Below are 17,915 nucleotides of genomic sequence, written 5' to 3'. Positions count from 1 at the left end.
AATTATATTCAGTTTTACAATTACAAACGTAGGCATTCTACGCTTAATTATATGACGCCACATCAGAAATATAATGAATTAAAAAATGCCGCTTAGAATCTCTACAGAATTTGTTGACCATTACACACTGAGTGAATACTTACGTGAGCTTTATCAAGTTGCTGGCGTTAAAGAAACCGTTGATTTTTATCATATCAAACGACATTATTATTTTAGTCATACCATGATCAACCCAACGCAAATCGTCCCTAAAGGGCCCAATATTGATTACGCTCGCGAGCATAATCGCGGTTAACCAATTTATACTACCCCTGCAAAATGGCAGGGGTAGTTTAGGCCTTTTTATAACCACCACAAATCACAATAATGCCTTTTAAAGCTTTGATCACCACTGTATTGTATTGATAATATAACCAAAATAACTTTTTTCACCGACCAGATTTACTCTTTTATTCTTGAGCGTTAATAATTCAGCTTTATCTAAATACCATCTTATTGAATGTGTTTCTTCACTTGCTAAATCGGAAAACTTTAATTCTACGCAGTGCGGCTCATAGTCACTACTACATGTTGTTGCCTCAACTAATAAATATTCTTGCGACCAATACTCAGCCAATTGATAATTTGCCCATAACTGTATTGGGATATTAATGAATGTCCAAAAGTAAAAGTAAATAAACACGGGACTAAAAAGCAGCGTAAAATACTTAACTAAACGTCCCTCAGCAATAAAATGCTCATCTAAGCTTTCCTTCACTTGAGCAAAATTCTTATACTGACTAAAAAGGTAACCAATCGTCAGCACTGTCAGCGAGGGTAAAACCCATTGTAAAATAAAATTGTAATTAGCATTAGGGATAAATGCGGGATCCACACTTTCATACCAGATGAAAAAACCGCAAGGCATAAAACAGGTAATCAATAATATTAAAATAATCCAAAAAAGCTGAGGTTTTGCCATAGAAATTTAAAATCCTTATAAATTATGACCTGAGATAGCGTAACAAATGCCTATTATACAAACTGTTAAAGTTATAGTTTAATACTTTCAATATTAATATATTTATTATTTGAACAAACTCTTTAAATTTTTACTATAGGTACGACTGACTTTAAGTGTTTTACCACTTTGTAATACAGCCGTGTATTCAGAGTTTCTAAGTGGATTAAGTTGCTTTATATGGCTTAAATTTACAATCGTTGATTTATGTATTCGCAGGAAATCTTCAGGCAAGGTGTTTTTTTCAAGCTCTTTTAAACGCGCACGCATTACGTGTGTTTCAGCAGGTGTGTGTACACACATATAATCCCCCGCCGCATCAATCCATAAAATATCTTTAAACGGAATAATTTGAATTGGGTTTTTAGCATCTTGAATAACTAAATTCTCAGCTTCAAACTTATAGTCAGAATTACCCGCCACTTCTAGTGGTTGGGATTCATTGATCACCAGCGATTGGTGCACTTCAATAAGTTCGGTTTTTCTGTTTAGCTTTTGGGTTTTAATAACTCTTTCAATGGCTTCTGCAAGGCGAGCTAACTTAACGGGCTTAAGTAAATAATCCAGCGCCCTCACCTCAAAAGCTTTAACAGCATGTTGATGAAATGCCGTAACAAAGATAACCGCAGGGCAGCTCTCTGGTTGAAAATGTTTAATTAATTCAAAACCTGACTTTGTTGGCATTTCTATATCTAGAAACACTAAATCTACATCATATTCGTTAAGTACTTTAATTGCTTCATCAACACTTTGTGCACTGCCAATCACTTCAATTTCAGCAAAGGCTTCTAAGCGAATACGCAAACCTTCAATAGCACTGTATTCGTCATCAACGAGTAACGTTTTTAATTGAATCATGATTGCAAACCATTAATTGGAAGAGAGATACAAAACCACGCACCACCGGTAGTCGCATTGCCTTTTTCAATTCGGTGACTATTACCATATATTAATTTTAAGCGTTGCTCACAATTAGCCAAGCCGATGCCTCTTTTGGTTTTTTTATTATCATCAAAGCCTTTACCAGTATCAGCAACTTTAATGAGCAATGCGGATTTTGTTTTTTCAACATTAATTGTGATCACCATTTTTTGATCTGCTCGCATACCATGTTTTAACGCGTTTTCTACCAATGGTTGAATTAATAAAGAAGGTATTAATAAATCGTTGCATGGTTCATCAACGCTAATATTAACCTCTAGCTTGTCAGCAAATCGGCATTGCTCTATATCTAAGTAGGTTCTTAACATTGCGATTTCTTCTTTGATAGCTACTTTTTCAAGTGGGTCGGTATATAAACTATGGCGCAATAAGTCACATAGTTTTTCAAGCATGTTTACTGCCTGCAAGCTTTCTTTTTTCAATATTAACGTGCAAATGGCGTTAATACTATTGAACATAAAATGCGGGTTAAGCTGATATCGAAGCATTTTTAGCTGTGACTCTTTCGCTAAATGGGTAGCTTCTGCGGCCTTTTGAGTTTGCTCAAGATTATCTAAATAAATTTTAATCCCGTAATAAAAGGCAGTCCATGTTGAAAGCATGGTTAACGAGGCTGACGTCCATGTACCAAAGTCAAACCATGACATTGAAAGCCACCAGTTACCATATAACCACTGCAAGGAAATCCATTTAATTTGCGTCCAGAGTAATGTTGCAATTAGAAGCAGCATAATACGTAACGCGACTTTAACTTTGAGCTCTTGCTGACTAAAACAGTTGTAAAATCGTCTTAACGTTAAAGTGATCAAAAAGCCACACGCTACATCAATAATTAAATGCGGTATATGTATTGTCCATGGCTCTTCGCTTGGTATTTTTATCATTAATTCGGTCAGCATTGCATAGACAATCCAACCACAACTTTGGAATAACCAGAACAACTGACTTCTAGGGTTATTACTATTCACATTATTAAATCCAATGTTATAGGCTGTTGATTAATAAACGTTAATCAACAGCCATAGGGTATTACTTTGCACACGTTAATGATAATGAGTAATTACTCGGTTTTATAGTCAACACCACATCAGCAATTGCTAAACTTAAATTTTGACTGGTAATGCGCAGCGCGTCTGTTATTTTTTGCTCAGCAAGTCCGCTATCACCACAGTGCAAAGAGATTGCTAGAGTATGCCAACTTTTGTCTGTCATTAATTGTGAAAACGATGAAAAATCAATATTCCTTAAGCAATGATTTTCGCTACACATGACTTGCAAGTTTGCTCCTTGTTCAGGAGCTTTATCTATGCGCATTTTTAATTCAAGGTAACCTGCACTAAATTTACTATCTAGCTGTTTAGGCTCTAGGTAACTCAAGCTAACAGCAGCTTGTGCGCGCCAATTAAAGCCACGGCCATCTTCTTGATAAGATAAATTGACTGATTGCATAAGTAAACTCTGTTTATCGCCACTGGTTGCTGATGCACCGCTGGCTAACACCTTTTCTGTGCTTGTATCTGCCAGTTGCCAAGTCATATTTTTGGCTAAGTTTCTTACAAACAGCGGATGTGAGTCACTATTAACAATTTTTTTAGGACTGGTTTTCTCACTCAAAACAGGCACATTTATGTTGTCCTGATAAGTTAAGCCATAGCCATAAGCAAATAATGGGTCATAGTCAGCATCGTTTAAGTTTAACGTAAATTGGTCATCATATTTAGGCCATGAAAAACTCAACTTACCGCTGAAATCAAACTGGGCTTTACCTTCGCTATTAGTTAATAGTACATCTGCAACGCCCTCACCTTCAGAGCCTGGTAGCCAAGCAGCAACAAAGGCATCCGATGCATTGAGCTCTTTATTAACCCACAACGGGCGGCCGCTTAAGAATACCGTTACTACCGGAATATTGTCTGCCTTAAGCTTTTTCAACAGTGCAAGTGCGTGTTTGGTTTCATGCTGAAACTCAAGCATTTCTATATCACCAAACCATTCTGCATAAGGTTCTTCACCAATAACAACAATGGCTACATCTGGCTTGGTTTTATACTCACCAGACTCGCTCAAAGTGATCTCACCACCCGCTTTTGTTACTTGCGACTGTAAACCCGCATAAATAGAGGTCGCATTTGGAAAGTCACTATTGGTATTGTCTGTGCCCTGCCAAGAAACGCTCCAGCCACCCGCTTGCATATTAATTGCATTCGCGCCTTTGCCGGCAACTAAGATGCGGCTACTCGCTTTGATTGGCAGCACGTTTTCGTTGTTTTTTAACAGAACGAGTGACTTACGAACCGCTTCTCTTGCCAAAATGCGATGCTCATTAGCACCTAACCACTGCGGGTGTTGTGATTCAGGTCGCGCTGATGGTTTGCTCTTCGAAAACACACCCCAGCGGATTTTAGCCCTTAAAAAGCGCCTAACGGCATCGTTAATTCTTGATTCTGCGATTACACCGTCTTTCACTTGCTTAACAGTATTATGATAAAACGCTTCAAAATGCTCTGGCACCATGATCACATCAACGCCCGCGTTAATTGCTTGCGCACATTGCTCTAAATCGCAGCCTTCTACAAACTTGTGAGCATTCCAATCACTGACTACAAACCCATCAAAACCAAGTTGGTTTTTAAGTACATCCGTTAATAAATGTTTATCACCATGTACACGTTTGCCATTCCAACTATTAAATGATGCCATCACTGATTGCACACCTTCATTAATAGCCGAAAAATAACCTGCGCTGTGAATATCTCTTAATCCTTTTTCATCGATAAGCGTATTTCCGCGATCAACGCCTCGCTCTGTACCACCATCGCCCACAAAATGCTTAGCGGTGGCAATACGGTTACTGCCTTTTAAAAAGTCAGCGCCTATGTCACCTTGAATACCGGTAACCATACTACCTGCATACAACCTAACTAATTCAGGGTCTTCTGAGTAACTTTCATAAGTTCTGCCCCAGCGATCATCTCTAACTACAGCAACAGTAGGCGCAAAACTCCATTCAATCCCTGTAGCAGATACTTCCTTTACTGTTGCTTGGCCTATGCGCTTAATTAAGTCGACATCATGCGCAGCTCCTAAGCCAATATTGTGCGGAAATAACGTAGCGCCATACACATTGCTATGTCCATGCATGGCATCAGTACCCCAAATAGTCGGTATTGCAATACCGTCTTTCGTTGAGTCCATTGATGCTAGGTACATTTCATCGGCATATTTTAACCATGTGGCCTGATCAGCGCGTTTGTCGCCATAGGGCGCTGTATTACCGCCATTTAGGTATGAACCAAACCCATATTTGCGCATTTGTTCAACACTTAGATAACCAATTTCGGGCTGAATCATTTGCGCCACTTTTTGCTCTATGGTCATCTTTGTGAGCAGCTGTTCAATTTGCGCTTCTACAGCGGGATCGCGTTTAAGTTTAGTGTTTACATAAGGCCAGTTGACTTGCTCACGCTCTGCACTGAATGAATATTGACAAGTAAGCGCCCCAACTACGGGCAATAAGCAAAATAATAATTTAGAATATTTGATTTGAGACATTTAAAACCTTCGAGATTAAATACTGTTTTATAAAATATGGACTGATTAATTTAGTGTGGAATATATTCAATAAAATCATAATATGCCCATGAAGGGCTGCCGTAGTATTGACCCGGAAAGTAATTCCCTTGAGTCGAGTTGTCACCATTCCACTGGTTAATCATTATTTTTGTTTTATCAATTGGCCATGCATAGCCGGGAATTTCATTATCGGCTATTACGCCATCCCCATTGTCTTTGTACATCACTCTAATTGTTTTCTCGTTTCCTTGTGAGTCGTACAGATACCAACGAATTGATGAGCTTGACCAATCAAAGCCAATGGTTAATAAGTTTTCTCTGTAATCAAGCCCAAACTGGCTTAAATCGATATCCTTTTCCCAACTTTGATATGTACCTCCTTGGGGCTGGTAAATCACATTGGTATGAACAACATTGCCTAAAGAAGGTAATAGTTCGATATCTATTTCTTGCCAAGCGCGTCCTGGCGAATCCCACCATGAGGTATAAGTAAAAATAGAAGACACGGTACCGGCGATATTACCCGACTTAACACTGCCTTGTACCTTACCAAAACTATAAAAGTGATTACTTTGCAGCTCAGCACATGCACCTTGTGACAGAGAAAGGGTGATGCCGTGTTGACTTGGGTTAATCATTCTTGGGACAAATTCGCAGCCAAAAGGTGAGCCATTATCGCCACTACGTGCACTCCAAAGAGTCGTGTCAAATCCCCACGAAAAATCGTCTTTAAAATAGTTAGCGTATGTGGCGGGTGAAATAACTATAAGGCCAGCAACTAAGGTTGAAATTAACTTCGTTTTCATTATTAAATCCTTATTTAATCAAGCATCTCCTACAGTACTTTAGCCTGTAGGAGGGTAACTTTTACTCGGTTATTTAGAATGAAAAACCCGCTCTCATACCGTAATATCTCGGCATACCAAAGCTGCCTTTTGGAATTCCTTTGCTAGTATTATTCCAATATTGAATAGTTTCATCAGAGGCATTATTAACGAATACTTCTGCGTACCAGCTTTGTCCTTGCGGCTCATATTTAATTGACGCGTTATAGACTGCAAATGCATCTCGGCTATCGTCAATGTATTTTGTCGCCTCGTCCGACACGCTAAAGTCCATATCATCTAAATGTTTATCAACATTCCATACTGTTGAGTACGACTCATCTTTCCAGCTCGCATTAAGCCAGCTATGAATAAAACCATATTCACCTAAATCAAACGTATGTGTGTAGCTGATGTTCGCCGTGAACTTAGGCGTCATCGCTAAGTTATTACCTTTAAGGTTGGTTGATAGCAGTGTATTTTCAGGATTTTTTGATTCCTCATAAGAAATATCAAAAAGATACTCAGCATCGTAATCCCACTTAGTATTCCAATCGTCCGTCACTTTGGCATCGGTCCAGGTTACATAACCGGTGATACGCCCGCTTGGGTATGGCTTCCAATCAAACTCAAGCTCAATACCTTTGATTGTTGAACTAGGAACATTTTGTGTGTAATAAGCAATCACAGGCTTGTTTTGAAAATCAAGTACTGGCTCGCCATTACTATCTAAAACGGGAGAACCATTTTCATCTTCTACCACAGATAAACGTTCTACATTACCGATTGAGCCCACTGATGCGTATTGCATATCGATGTAATCTGTATAGAAAAACGCGGCTTTTAAGTTTAATGAATTATCAAAAAAGCTCGATTTAGCGCCAAGCTCCCATGTAAGTACTTCTTCTGGGTCGAACTTAGTTTCAAAGCGTGTTACGTCGCCGGTTCTATCATTTACCACTTCATATACATCACCAATTCCACCGGCTTTAAAACCACTGGCAAGATAGGTATAAACCATCGTTTCAGGTGAAATGTCGTAGTCTAAACCAACACGAAAGTCATGATGCTGCCAACTTCCTTTATTATCGTTTGCAAAGTATGACGCATAAATTGAAGGATCTTGGTAGTAATCAACTGGTAAATTATTTAGATCAGTTCTATTTAACCAACCTACGGCGCAGCCATCGGCATTAGAGCAGCGATATGTTTTACCCCCTTTATCTTCTTTCGTTTCATCACTAAAACGATAACCAAGTGTTAGATGTAATTTTTCAGTTAAATTGTATGTACCTTGGCCAAACAAAGCGAATGCGTCTGTAGAGCGATCAGGTTGATCCCAAAAGGCTTTATCGTCCATTGGGTTATCGTAATAACCTAAGGTCGTGGTTTTTTCGTGGAAATAGTTAGCACCAACAATCCAAATAAAATCGCCGTATTCGTCAGATTGTAATTGCACTTCTGTAGAAAAAGATTCAGCACCAGTGCCATCTAAAAAGTACGTTGCCCCATCCCAAGGATCGAGGCCGACTTCGCTATCTTGTGCTGAAGAGCGTTCCATATCCTCATAGCCAAGTAGCCACACAAGCGAATATTCATCATTTATGTCGTAATTAAGGGTATTTCTAAGATAGGTGATATCTAAATTAAGCTTACCTGGCACATTCACAACAGCTTGATATGTATTATCACTGGGTAAAAAGTTTTTGCAATCGCCGCCCAGCTCTTCACTTCTACCACGAATTTTATCGCAGTTAACTAAATCGAGATTGTTATTGCTGTTATTAACGTACTTTTGAAAAACGGTATGATTTGAAAAGCCACCATCTAACGGCTCCCAAAGCGTACTAATTCTAAAAGAGTATTCATTAGCATTGTTATAAAAGTCGTCTTGTTCTGCGGGGGTTAATTGGCGAACTTTTTGCGCCTCTGGATTTGTGCCTGCACCATCTATCCACCAGTTTTCTCTCTGCGTGACTGTTTGACCAATACCTTGATAAGAATCCTCTGAGATAACAGGAGCATTGAGTATATCGTCGCTTAATCGTCTTGAGTCGTATTGGTTAGGATCGTAGTAACCCTCAAGGTAAGAATCTCGTTTTAATCCTTTGCCAGAAAACCGTACTGCAAATTCGTCATTAATTGGAATATTAATTACGCCATCAATATTTTTGCTGTTGTATTTTCCTGCTTCAACGTTCACATAGCCATATAAATGAGTAAATTCAGGCTTTGCTGAAATAACATTAATGCTACCAACTGTAGAGTTTCGACCAAATAATGTGCCTTGTGGCCCCCTTAATGCTTCAACACGATCAATGTCGTACATTAAAGCAAGTGCGCCTTGCATTCTTGGCGAGTAAATACCATCAAGATGCACACCAACAGCAGGATCACCAAGCTCGGTAATATTAGTAGAGCGTACGCCACGCATCGAGATAACAGGTGCTGATTGATCCGTCGCTGTGGAGATATCTAACCCTGGTACTAGATTAGCTATATCTTTAACACTATTTACGCCATTTTGGCTGAGCTCAGACTCCGTTAATGCTGTAATAGCAACAGGGGTTTCCATTAACTTTGTTTTACGTTTGGTTGCTGTTACTGAGATAACCTCTAAGGAGGTACTTTGTTTTTGCGCAGTGTTGCTTTCATTCGTATTCGTTGGATTATTCGTAGCAGCTTGTTGGGCATGTAACGGGAATGAGCAAGCCAATGCTACGGCAATTGATAATGCTTTTTTATTTATTGTGTGCATATTCGACCTTTTGATGTGTGTGTAAAACGTTAAGGTTTGTTACTTTTATTTAACAGTCTCACAGTATCCATAGGGTCTTTTTTGATTACTAGTCAAATACGCTAAGGCGAGTTAGATATAATACAAGCCGAAATTAAATCTTGGACAATAAATAAACTGACTCCTTGATTTAGTATCAACAGTCAAAAAACTTAAAAATTTATTGCATGAAAGTAAAACTGACCACCGATGCCATAAACACAAAGAAAGCGGATATAACCAGTGAGCGATGAAAAATATCATGGCCTAACTTTATATACCCAAAAACGCAGGTCAATACATTAGGTAAGTTATCCAGGCTCACTCATTGTCACCTGTTAAGGCGTGATTAAAGCCATGCTTAACATGCTAAGCTCGATATAAAATACGTGGATTTAAACACTGCCCCTATATACCCAAACCACCTCAAGATGCGAGTTTCAGTTGGAATTAAAAGCGATTTAGGCAAGGCATTGATTGCAAATAATAGTGGTTCTATTGTTAAAATCAATAACGCAGTATAAATCGCTTTTAAACCAACCCTTTGGGCGTTTCACAGGCACTTACTCTCAGCGTTGTTACTTCTTAAAAGGGGCGGCCATTCTTGCAAAGTAACGCCTTGATATTAAGCACCTGTGAAACGCTGAATTCTGCATCTTGAGGTGGTTTGGGTATATTATTAACCAATCGTTTTATACACATCAATATTACTGTGAGTAAGTAGAGCACCAGCCTGTTCACCAAACGTTTTAAAATGTGGCGCTAACTTATGCTCTTCAAAGTGCTCATTTGTAGCCCATTGTTCAGTTACAATGTAATCTGTTTGCGTGTCATTATTTTTCACAGCCAGCTCGTAGCGCAAACACCCTACTTCTTTGCGTGATAACTTTTGTAAGTTATCAAGTGCACTAAGTAACGTAGCTGCATCTGCGTTTTTACATGACAGCATTGCTATAACGGTTAACATAGTTATTCCTTTGCATTAAAAAGTGCAGACTCACTGCACTTTATATTGAACACGCTTAAAACGTGTCTTGATCCCACTGCGGTGCAAAACTTGGGGTTGCTTGACGGTCGCCGCAATCGAGAGCATCAATACGCGCAATGTCTTCTTCATCAAGTTTTACTGCTTTATCATTAAAGTTATCTTCAAGATTTTTACGCTTAGTTGATGACGGAATGGTCGTCATACCCTTGGCGTTTACCCATGCAATAACCACTTGTGCAGGGCTTGCATCATGCTTTTTAGCAATATCAATAATGGTATGATCGTTTAACACTTTACCTACCACAAACGGCATATAGGCGGTGATATGAATGTCATGCTGCTGACAAAAAGCACGTAACTTGGTATTGGTTAAATAAGGGTGTACTTCTATTTGGTTGGTGAATATTTCACGTGAGTCCAGTGTTTGCATGGCTTCTTTTAAATTCGCAATAGTGAAGTTCGATACACCAATATGCTTAGTTAATCCTAGCTGCTTTGCCGTTAATAACTCAGTTAAATACTCGCTCATTGGCTCATCGTTTGATGGCGCAGGCCAATGGATCAACAATAAATCGACTGAATCGAGTTGCAGTTTGTTAAGAGACTCTTTTACACTGGCGATAAAATCGCTTTTATTCAGTTTGTTATTCCACACTTTGGTGGTAATAAATAGCTCGTCTCTAGGGATATTGCTGTCTTTTATCGCTTGGCCAACTTGCTCTTCATTGCCATAAATCTGTGCGGTATCAATATGGCGAAAGCCAACTTCTAATGCCATTTTTACAGATTCATAAGCTGTTTTTCCTTCTAAGCGGAATGTCCCCATGCCTAAGTCTGGCATTTCAATTACACGTTGTGTCATAACTTTATCCTTATAAAAATAATCGGTTTAAATACAAACTTATTAGATTTCTAACCTAAGTTTTTCGAAATACACCTGTTACTTTGTTCATTTAAAATTTTTGACCTCGTAAAAGGTATGAGGCCATTAACTTTAGTTTCAAGGGCTAGAGCCTGTTTATCTTTCACAGTTACTTTTACATCCGTATGTTTGGTTTTTAGATAAGGCAGTATTAATGTAGGTAAAGAGCCAGAATAAAGTGCGGAAGTTTTACTTAATTTTTTACTTAACCCACCAGATTACAAACCTAGCGCCGTGATCAAACAGCTTATAAATTGAACAGCTTTTAATCCTGAGAAGTTAACCGGCCCTAGAACCTAATAATTATATTTATAAATGACTGCTTTATACAAAATTGAAAGTACATTTCTCAAGGCCGCTATTTTCAACACTGTTAGCGCTGAAAGTAGTGGCTCAACGTCGATTTATTCTACTGCGCTTTAGTTACTTATCTCTATGTTTTTGTGTAATTTTCATTTCACTGTAGCTGCTGTGTTCCATCATTTGATCCATCATCACTTGCATCATTCTCAGCTGACCTTCCATTTTATTGATACGTTCATCGCCCTCAGTTTCTGACTCTGAATCATCACCACTTTCATTTAGGTCGTTTATCATGCGCATATTTGCACGCATTGAGTTCATATGTTGTTCCATTAGCTGCTCACGCTTTTGTGGATTATTTTCATTTTCGATCTGTTGCATTAGCGAAAACATTTGCCGCATTTTTGGTTCCATATGCGATGTTTTTTTATCATGCATCATCTTGCCCATCATCATATGATGTTCGCCTTCGCGTTCATCTTCTTGGGCAACTGCTGTAACAGCAAAAACAGCGGTTATAAACCCCACGATTAGATATCCTTTCATAACGAACTCCTTTTCACCGTCAGTTCATCATGAATAGCATGCGTACCTTCAGCACCTTTGGCGATTAACATTGCTGAGTCAATTTGGCTTTGGCTATCAACAATACCAATTAAACGCACATCGCCTTTATTCGTAATGACTTCGATATTAAGTGCTCTGAGAATAGGATCATTCATTAAAGCCATTTTAACGTTTGCAGTTACATCGATATCTAAAACATTGTTAGCCACCGTACTTTTTGGCGGCTTTTCCGCAGCAATTTCTGGGGATTTATAGCAACCAGTTAATTGTGAAACCATCAGTATTGCAATAACACATAGTATTTTTGAAAAGTATTTATCCATTAGGATATCCTCAGTATTAAGTGGAGCGATCACCATCGGCGGTAAAGTGTATTCTTCACTACCTACCATCACTTTATTATGTAAGAGGCTAACGTTCTGTTCGTTATCGAACTCAAAACAACTGTGTGTCAATAATAAAAATCAGCGATTCATACTGGTCATTACTGCATTCATGTAATTAACTCGCTAATTTGGCTGTGTACTGCAGCGCACAGACAACCGCGGCAAATAAGCTAAAACTAAAGCGGTTCATTCAAATCATCGCCTAGTTGGCAACCTCAATATCAGCTCTAAAACACGCCAACACTTTATACTGTCGACCCCATTAAAAAGGATAACTACTATGTTACGTAGCATGAAAGATCTTGAAAATTGCGCTATCGCTGCTACCGATGGTGTGATCGGTAAAGAAAAATATTTTCTATTCGATGATTTAGCATGGGTGATCCGCTATTTTGTTGTTGAAACAGGTTCTTGGCTATCCAGCCGTCAGGTTTTGATCTCACCAATTGCGGTTCAAAAACCAAACTGGATAGAAAAAATTCTGCCTGTGTTGATCAGTAAAGAACAAGTTAAAAACAGCCCAACTATCGATAACGATAAACCCGTGTCACGGCAAAATGAGGCCAGCTTACTCGATTATTATGGCTACCCTTATTATTGGGTAGGCGAAGGATTTTGGGGAGGCGGTATTTACCCTTATTTATTGTACCGTGACCACCAACACCTCCCACATACAGAAGCAGGTGCACGCAGCGCACAACTAACTCACCATAATGTTAAAAGTGAAGATAATAAAAAAGCCGATCCAAATTTACGAAGTTGCAAAGAGGTTATTGGCTATCATATTAATGCAAATGATGGTGATATTGGTCATGTATCTGGATTATTAGTAGAAGAAACAACGTGGGCGGTGCGTTATCTGATCATCGATACCAGTAATTGGTGGGGTGGACATAAAGTGCTCGTGCCACCAGAGTGGATCAGCGAAGTATGCTGGCTCGACAAAACCATCAGTGTTGATCTCAACCGCCAAGTAATAAAAGATGCGCCAGAGTATGATTATAACTTGCAAATAACTCCCGAGTTTGAAACAGCTATATATCAACATTACGAACTAGCGGGTTACTGGGACAAACTAGCAAAAGCGAAAAAGGATTGCTGAAATGATCGGCTTTCAAGTAATGCCTAGCGAAAAAAATTTGGCAAAAAGTCATATTCAATAAATAAAAAAACACCACTCACTAAACTAATGAGTGGCTTTTTATTCTTCGTTATCTGCTGATAACTGAATCTAAAATCGCATAGGCGGCTTTGACCCGTTCTACGTTGGGGTAATATTTGTTTGCTAACAGAACAATTCCAGCATTTTTTGCCGGAATAAATACAATATATGCGCCAAACCCATTTGTTGAACCTGTTTTATTGATCCAGCCATTATGCAAAGCTACTTGAGGAGAATTATTAATATCGATTGGTTGAGGTTGTGTAATGGTTTCAACTGAATTTCCAGCTAACAGAGCAGCCAAGTTAGTTGGTAAAGGATACATTTCCCACGCTAGTCCTTGCGTGAAAGTGCTCGCTTGATAATAGCCCTTCCTAGTACTTTTCAAGGCCGTATTGATTTTATCATCGAGAGAGACTAACCCTAAATTCGCTTTAATAAATTGCACCATATCTGCACTAGTAGACTTAATGCCATATGCTTGTGCATCCAGCATACCGGGATTTACTCTCACAGCATCGCCTGAAGCATTATATCCAAATGCATAATCATTCATTTTATTTGCTGGGACATTAACAAACGTATTTGACATGCCTAACGACGGAAATATTTTAATTTCCAGAAACTGTGCATAATCAACTTTCATACTTAATGCAGAAACATAGCCAAATAAACCTATACTTGGATTTGAATAGAGTCGTTGTGAATTTTCAGCAAAGGTTGGCTGCCAAGATTTATAATATTGCATCATATCATCGTCAGTCTTAACATTATCAGGGAACTGTAAAGGCAGACCACCTGCTGTATAGGTAGCTAACTGTGTAAGTTTTGTGCTGCCAATAACGCTATTTTTCAACTCAGGTAGATATTTATCAACAGTGTCATCAAATGATAAAGTACCATTGCCTTGAGCATAACTCGCAAAGGTTGCAGCAAAGGTTTTACTGACCGATCCTAATTCAAACAGTGTATTCTGTGTTACTGCTTGGTTCTTTTCTTTATTCGCAACACCATAATTATAAAACTGTGACTTACCATCAACAATTATACCCACCGCTAAACCAGGAATTTGGTACTGCTGCATTAAGCGCTCGGCTTGCTTATCGACTGCTTTTCTCAACATTTGATTATTATTTTCAGCCCGAGCATCATTAGACATCACTATAGTTGCAGCTAAAGTAGTAATAACAAGCTTGTTTAAAATTATTTTCATTGTATCTCTCGTTAATGAATAAAATAGCCACGCCAGTGCAACCATATTGCAATAAAAACTCAACTCTCGGATTGAATTCTGGCGCCTGAGTTCATTCAAATATTGTAAATGGAGTATATTGATATTTAGCTTAACCTCGTTTTGAAAATGGTAGAGATGAGCATATTCAAGATCTACTCGTTCTAAATGCAAAAGTCAGCAAAGCCGCCGCTATTTTGTGAGTACGACTATTAATTTTTACTGAATTAAAATACGGTGTTGGTATTAAATTCTACGTTCATAGAAAATGAAATGCACAAATCGTCTTGATTTGAGCTTACTACTCCCAAAGCTCAAATAATTAAAGACGAAGAATATGGGTATGTTTTGCTGAATGATTTATATAAATGTGAAATTAATACAGCCAATGTTGTATGCAGCATAAATTAACAAACTAATACTTAGGTTATAGCAGAGGATTGCCTATTCTCTATGAATTATCGTGCGGAAATACACATGGTATAGTTCACACAGAGTCACTCGTAGCAAATTGTTCAACAAATAAAGTCGTTGTTGCTAACAAAGGCTACGATTGTAAAAAACTGAGAAAGTTGGTTCGTGATAACAACACGACACCCGTTATTCTACGCAAGGATAACAGTTTAATAGGTAATGAAGATATTGACTGATGCATGTACAAATATCGGCACTTGGTTGAGAATACATTTGGCCATATTAAGCAATATAGAAAGATAGCCACACGGTATGAAAAGCTTGCACGAAATTATCATTCAATGCTCGCTTTAGCATTTACGATGATGTGGCTACCAATGCGGGCTGATCAATATATGTACCACAAAGATCAACAGCCCCTAATGACGTAGCGCTCTCAGTAGCCTTAAACAACAAGAATATGATCCCTCACCAACGAGTGAAGAACCACAAATAGTAGAGAACATCTATTATCTAGCTCCTTGCATATTTATCGAATATACCTGTCGATAATGCCACTCAACCCTTAATTAAGCTCAAATAATGCTTTGCGAAAACTGGTTAGATAATTAACGACTCTATTATTTTTGCTGGGGTTTTCTGTATGATTTTTTCGTGTCAGGTTTTAAAGCTGCGCGCTTGCTTGCCGCTTCTTTTTTTAGTGTTTCAGCAGATTTTTTATCATCTACTTTTTTATCATGAGTTGGATTTTGCATAGTTGCCTCAGAGTTCTCGCCCCTCACGTTAATGTAAAAGGCCGAGATTTAAAGCCTAGTTTATAAAGCTCCCCAGCTCTGTGCGCTACAACACTTAAATACTATATTTGGTTTGATTATGGTTACGGTTTAAATTTGAAGCACCAGCTTTAGCTAAAAACCAGCACTATTTAAAAAGCATATTATTTGAGTCAGACATAAGTGTTCTAACTCAAGTAAGGCCTGGTGAATGATCGGTTCCGCAAAACCGCTTTATTTAAACTATTAATTCTTTCAACGCATCTAAAGGCAGCGCTTTATAAAAATACCAACCTTGAACCTGGTAGCATTTATTATACTTTTCAATGAATTCACACTGTTCTTTCGTTTCAACCCCTTCAAAAATAACAATACGATTAAGGTTAGTGAATAGTGCCATTATTGCCAGTAGCATATCTTTTTTCAAAGGATCAGTAATCGATTGGGTAAAAATGCGGTCTATTTTTATGATATCGAAGTTAATTTCAGTTAACCAAACTAAATTTGAAACACCTGTGCCAAAATCGTCCAAGGCAACAGTAAACCCATAACGTTTAGCCTGCAAAGCAAAATGTGACAACTCATTTAGTGGCAGTCCAATACGCTCAGTGATCTCAATTTTTATTTGTTTTTGGCTTATTTTATATAATTCGCATTGCTCATTTAAAAACGGTAAATACTCCGAACTTTGAATTTCAAAGGAGTTAACATTAATCGCAATACTAAAGTCATCTTTTTCTATAACAAAAGGCGACAACTCTTTAAATGCTCGCTGTACAGATGAAAATGCCATCGACGGATATAAATTTAACTGCTCAGCAATACTTAAAAATAACTCAGGTGAGACTTGCCCATGTACCGCATCTTTCCATCTAATTAAACATTCTACACCAATAATCTGCTTACTCTGGACCTCTAAAATTGGCTGATATTCTAAATAAATACTTTCATCTGCGATTGCATTACGTAATCGAAATTCAATCGAATTTGTTCTTTCTATGTATGAGATAAAAGAATAAATAATTAAAAAACTAATAACGCAAAGTAGTAAAAGTACTGCAGTCAGAGTCAAAGTGGAAAAAAATAGTAACCCAGGGCGATTATTAAGCACGCTAGCGCAATAGCCAAACTTTGTACTACAGCTTTTAACTTCTTGTGATAGTAAGTTAAATTCATTATCAAACTGAAATTCGGAGTCAAATTGATGGAAAACGTACAAACCATCAATAGAGGTTATGTTAAACGAAAAATCCTTATTTGCTTGATCAAAATATTTAAAAGGATCTTGAATTGTAAATGCAACGATACCGTTACGTTTTGCAATATCATATTTGGCATCAATAGGAAAAATCCCCTCAACTTTTTGCGCAAAATAAAAACCTGTATTGCCCTTAAAAAAATCAACATTAAGTTCAACAGGCTCTTTTAAAATGCCCCAATTTGCCGAACATATAATTCTATTTTGTTTAACTAAACCAACATCATGCGTGTAGTGGTAGTTAGTTAAAAGGATACGTAATTTATTTACAGTTTCTTCATCACAGCGTCGAGGGTTAATGGCTTCTGTCTGATAAATGGATTGGCTTATATCACTGGAGATTTCTTCGGCTTTACTAATAAGAGATTGCGTAAACTTTTTCTGATAAAGCATTTGTACATAGTTTGCGCCAAAATGGGATATACAAATTAAAAGCAGTAGCAAAAGCGGTAAAAAGAAAATTATTGCACTTGGTTTTTCTTTAAAAGCTCTCAATGACATAGATTTTCCCTTGCAGTTAGCACATTAATTATCATTTAATACCATTAAATTGTAACGTACGCTAGCAGCAAGCCCCTACTATTAAATGTTATTTAACAGCTGGCAGCTTGTTTGCGTATGAAAAGCTGAAATTATTGAGGTATCCAAAACATAGGACTTAGCCATATTAAAAAGGCTGCCACCTACTTCGCGAAGAATCAAAAATAAAGCGGTTCAAATTCGGTGAGCTGGTAAGTCAGCGAGTTTCTTCCACTCATTGAAAGTCGAAGCGATCCATGGCGAGCCAATTAGAGAT

The 17,915-nt window shown here is 38.0% G+C and carries 15 protein-coding genes and 2 pseudogenes; 4 read left to right on the top strand and 13 right to left on the bottom strand.

The genetic code is table 11. From position 1 onward, the window contains the following. The coding region (locus tag H5187_RS25195; protein ID WP_404936146.1) for an IS3 family transposase at window positions 1-96 on the top strand (96 nt) is incomplete at its 5' end. A 28-nt stretch (window positions 97-124) separates the two neighbouring features. Then, window positions 125-295 (top strand): annotated as a pseudogene (locus H5187_RS17095) (glutathione S-transferase family protein); the annotation flags it as partial. A gap of 90 nt (window positions 296-385) precedes the next feature. Here the strand turns inward: H5187_RS17095 and H5187_RS17090 are convergent. The 10 genes from H5187_RS17090 to H5187_RS24380 all read right to left on the bottom strand — a co-directional run bounded on the left by H5187_RS17090 (window position 386) and on the right by H5187_RS24380 (window position 12,218). Further along, the gene (locus H5187_RS17090) at window positions 386-961 is read right to left on the bottom strand and encodes a hypothetical protein (protein WP_182718958.1); all 576 of its coding nucleotides are present in this window, start codon (window positions 959-961) and stop codon (window positions 386-388) included. Window positions 962-1,066: 105 nt separating this feature from the next. Next, a complete protein-coding gene (locus tag H5187_RS17085; RefSeq protein WP_182740493.1) occupies window positions 1,067-1,858 on the bottom strand; it encodes a LytTR family DNA-binding domain-containing protein in 792 nt (263 codons plus the stop codon). Beyond that, entirely contained in the window at window positions 1,855-2,910 is a 1,056-nt protein-coding gene (locus H5187_RS17080; protein WP_246175609.1) for a sensor histidine kinase, read from the bottom strand. The genes H5187_RS17085 and H5187_RS17080 overlap by 4 nt, the downstream gene beginning before the upstream one ends. Window positions 2,911-2,971: 61 nt before the next feature. Continuing rightward, on the bottom strand, window positions 2,972-5,494 hold the full coding sequence (locus H5187_RS17075) for a glycoside hydrolase family 3 protein (RefSeq protein ID WP_182798086.1): 2,523 nt from the start codon (window positions 5,492-5,494) through the stop codon (window positions 2,972-2,974). 50 nt (window positions 5,495-5,544) lie between these two features. Next, on the bottom strand, window positions 5,545-6,321 hold the full coding sequence (locus H5187_RS17070; protein ID WP_182718955.1) for a family 16 glycosylhydrolase: 777 nt from the start codon (window positions 6,319-6,321) through the stop codon (window positions 5,545-5,547). A gap of 73 nt (window positions 6,322-6,394) precedes the next feature. Further along, a complete protein-coding gene (locus H5187_RS17065) occupies window positions 6,395-9,097 on the bottom strand; it encodes a TonB-dependent receptor (protein WP_182798085.1) in 2,703 nt (900 codons plus the stop codon). Between the two features lie 697 nt (window positions 9,098-9,794). Continuing rightward, entirely contained in the window at window positions 9,795-10,082 is a 288-nt protein-coding gene (locus H5187_RS17060) for a putative quinol monooxygenase (RefSeq protein ID WP_149982864.1), read from the bottom strand. A 55-nt stretch (window positions 10,083-10,137) separates the two neighbouring features. Then, the gene (dkgB, locus tag H5187_RS17055; RefSeq protein WP_182718952.1) at window positions 10,138-10,965 is read right to left on the bottom strand and encodes a 2,5-didehydrogluconate reductase DkgB; all 828 of its coding nucleotides are present in this window, start codon (window positions 10,963-10,965) and stop codon (window positions 10,138-10,140) included. Between the two features lie 483 nt (window positions 10,966-11,448). Beyond that, window positions 11,449-11,874: a hypothetical protein gene (locus tag H5187_RS17050; protein WP_182784660.1), complete on the bottom strand. Its 426-nt coding sequence runs from the start codon at window positions 11,872-11,874 to the stop codon at window positions 11,449-11,451. After that, complete coding sequence (locus tag H5187_RS24380; protein ID WP_220493296.1) at window positions 11,871-12,218, bottom strand: BON domain-containing protein; 348 nt, start codon at window positions 12,216-12,218, stop codon at window positions 11,871-11,873. The genes H5187_RS17050 and H5187_RS24380 overlap by 4 nt, the downstream gene beginning before the upstream one ends. 343 nt (window positions 12,219-12,561) lie before the next feature. Here H5187_RS24380 and H5187_RS17040 point away from each other — a divergent pair, with 343 nt between their 5' ends. After that, window positions 12,562-13,383, top strand: coding sequence for a PRC-barrel domain-containing protein (locus H5187_RS17040; RefSeq protein WP_182794587.1), 822 nt, complete (start codon window positions 12,562-12,564; stop codon window positions 13,381-13,383). 109 nt (window positions 13,384-13,492) lie between these two features. On the opposite strand, the gene ampC is transcribed toward H5187_RS17040, so the two are convergent. Further along, the gene (gene ampC / locus H5187_RS17035) at window positions 13,493-14,656 is read right to left on the bottom strand and encodes a class C beta-lactamase (protein ID WP_182798084.1); all 1,164 of its coding nucleotides are present in this window, start codon (window positions 14,654-14,656) and stop codon (window positions 13,493-13,495) included. 662 nt (window positions 14,657-15,318) lie between these two features. On the opposite strand from ampC, the pseudogene H5187_RS17030 reads away from it, so the two are divergent. Next, a pseudogene (locus H5187_RS17030) lies at window positions 15,319-15,519 on the top strand (transposase); the annotation flags it as partial. Window positions 15,520-15,708: 189 nt separating this feature from the next. Here the strand turns inward: H5187_RS17030 and H5187_RS24675 are convergent. Together H5187_RS24675 and H5187_RS17025 are read right to left on the bottom strand one after the other, a co-directional pair. Further along, entirely contained in the window at window positions 15,709-15,843 is a 135-nt protein-coding gene (locus H5187_RS24675) for a hypothetical protein (RefSeq protein ID WP_259401737.1), read from the bottom strand. Between the two features lie 256 nt (window positions 15,844-16,099). Beyond that, window positions 16,100-17,620: an EAL domain-containing protein gene (locus H5187_RS17025; RefSeq protein ID WP_182718947.1), complete on the bottom strand. Its 1,521-nt coding sequence runs from the start codon at window positions 17,618-17,620 to the stop codon at window positions 16,100-16,102. Between the last annotated feature and the right edge of the window lie 295 nt (window positions 17,621-17,915).

The organism is Pseudoalteromonas sp. SG44-1 (genome assembly GCF_014164315.1).
GTDB classification, from domain to species: Bacteria; Pseudomonadota; Gammaproteobacteria; order Enterobacterales; family Alteromonadaceae; genus Pseudoalteromonas; species Pseudoalteromonas rhizosphaerae.
Note: the sequence above shows the minus strand (reverse complement) of the source record. Positions and strands in the feature narration are given on the sequence as shown.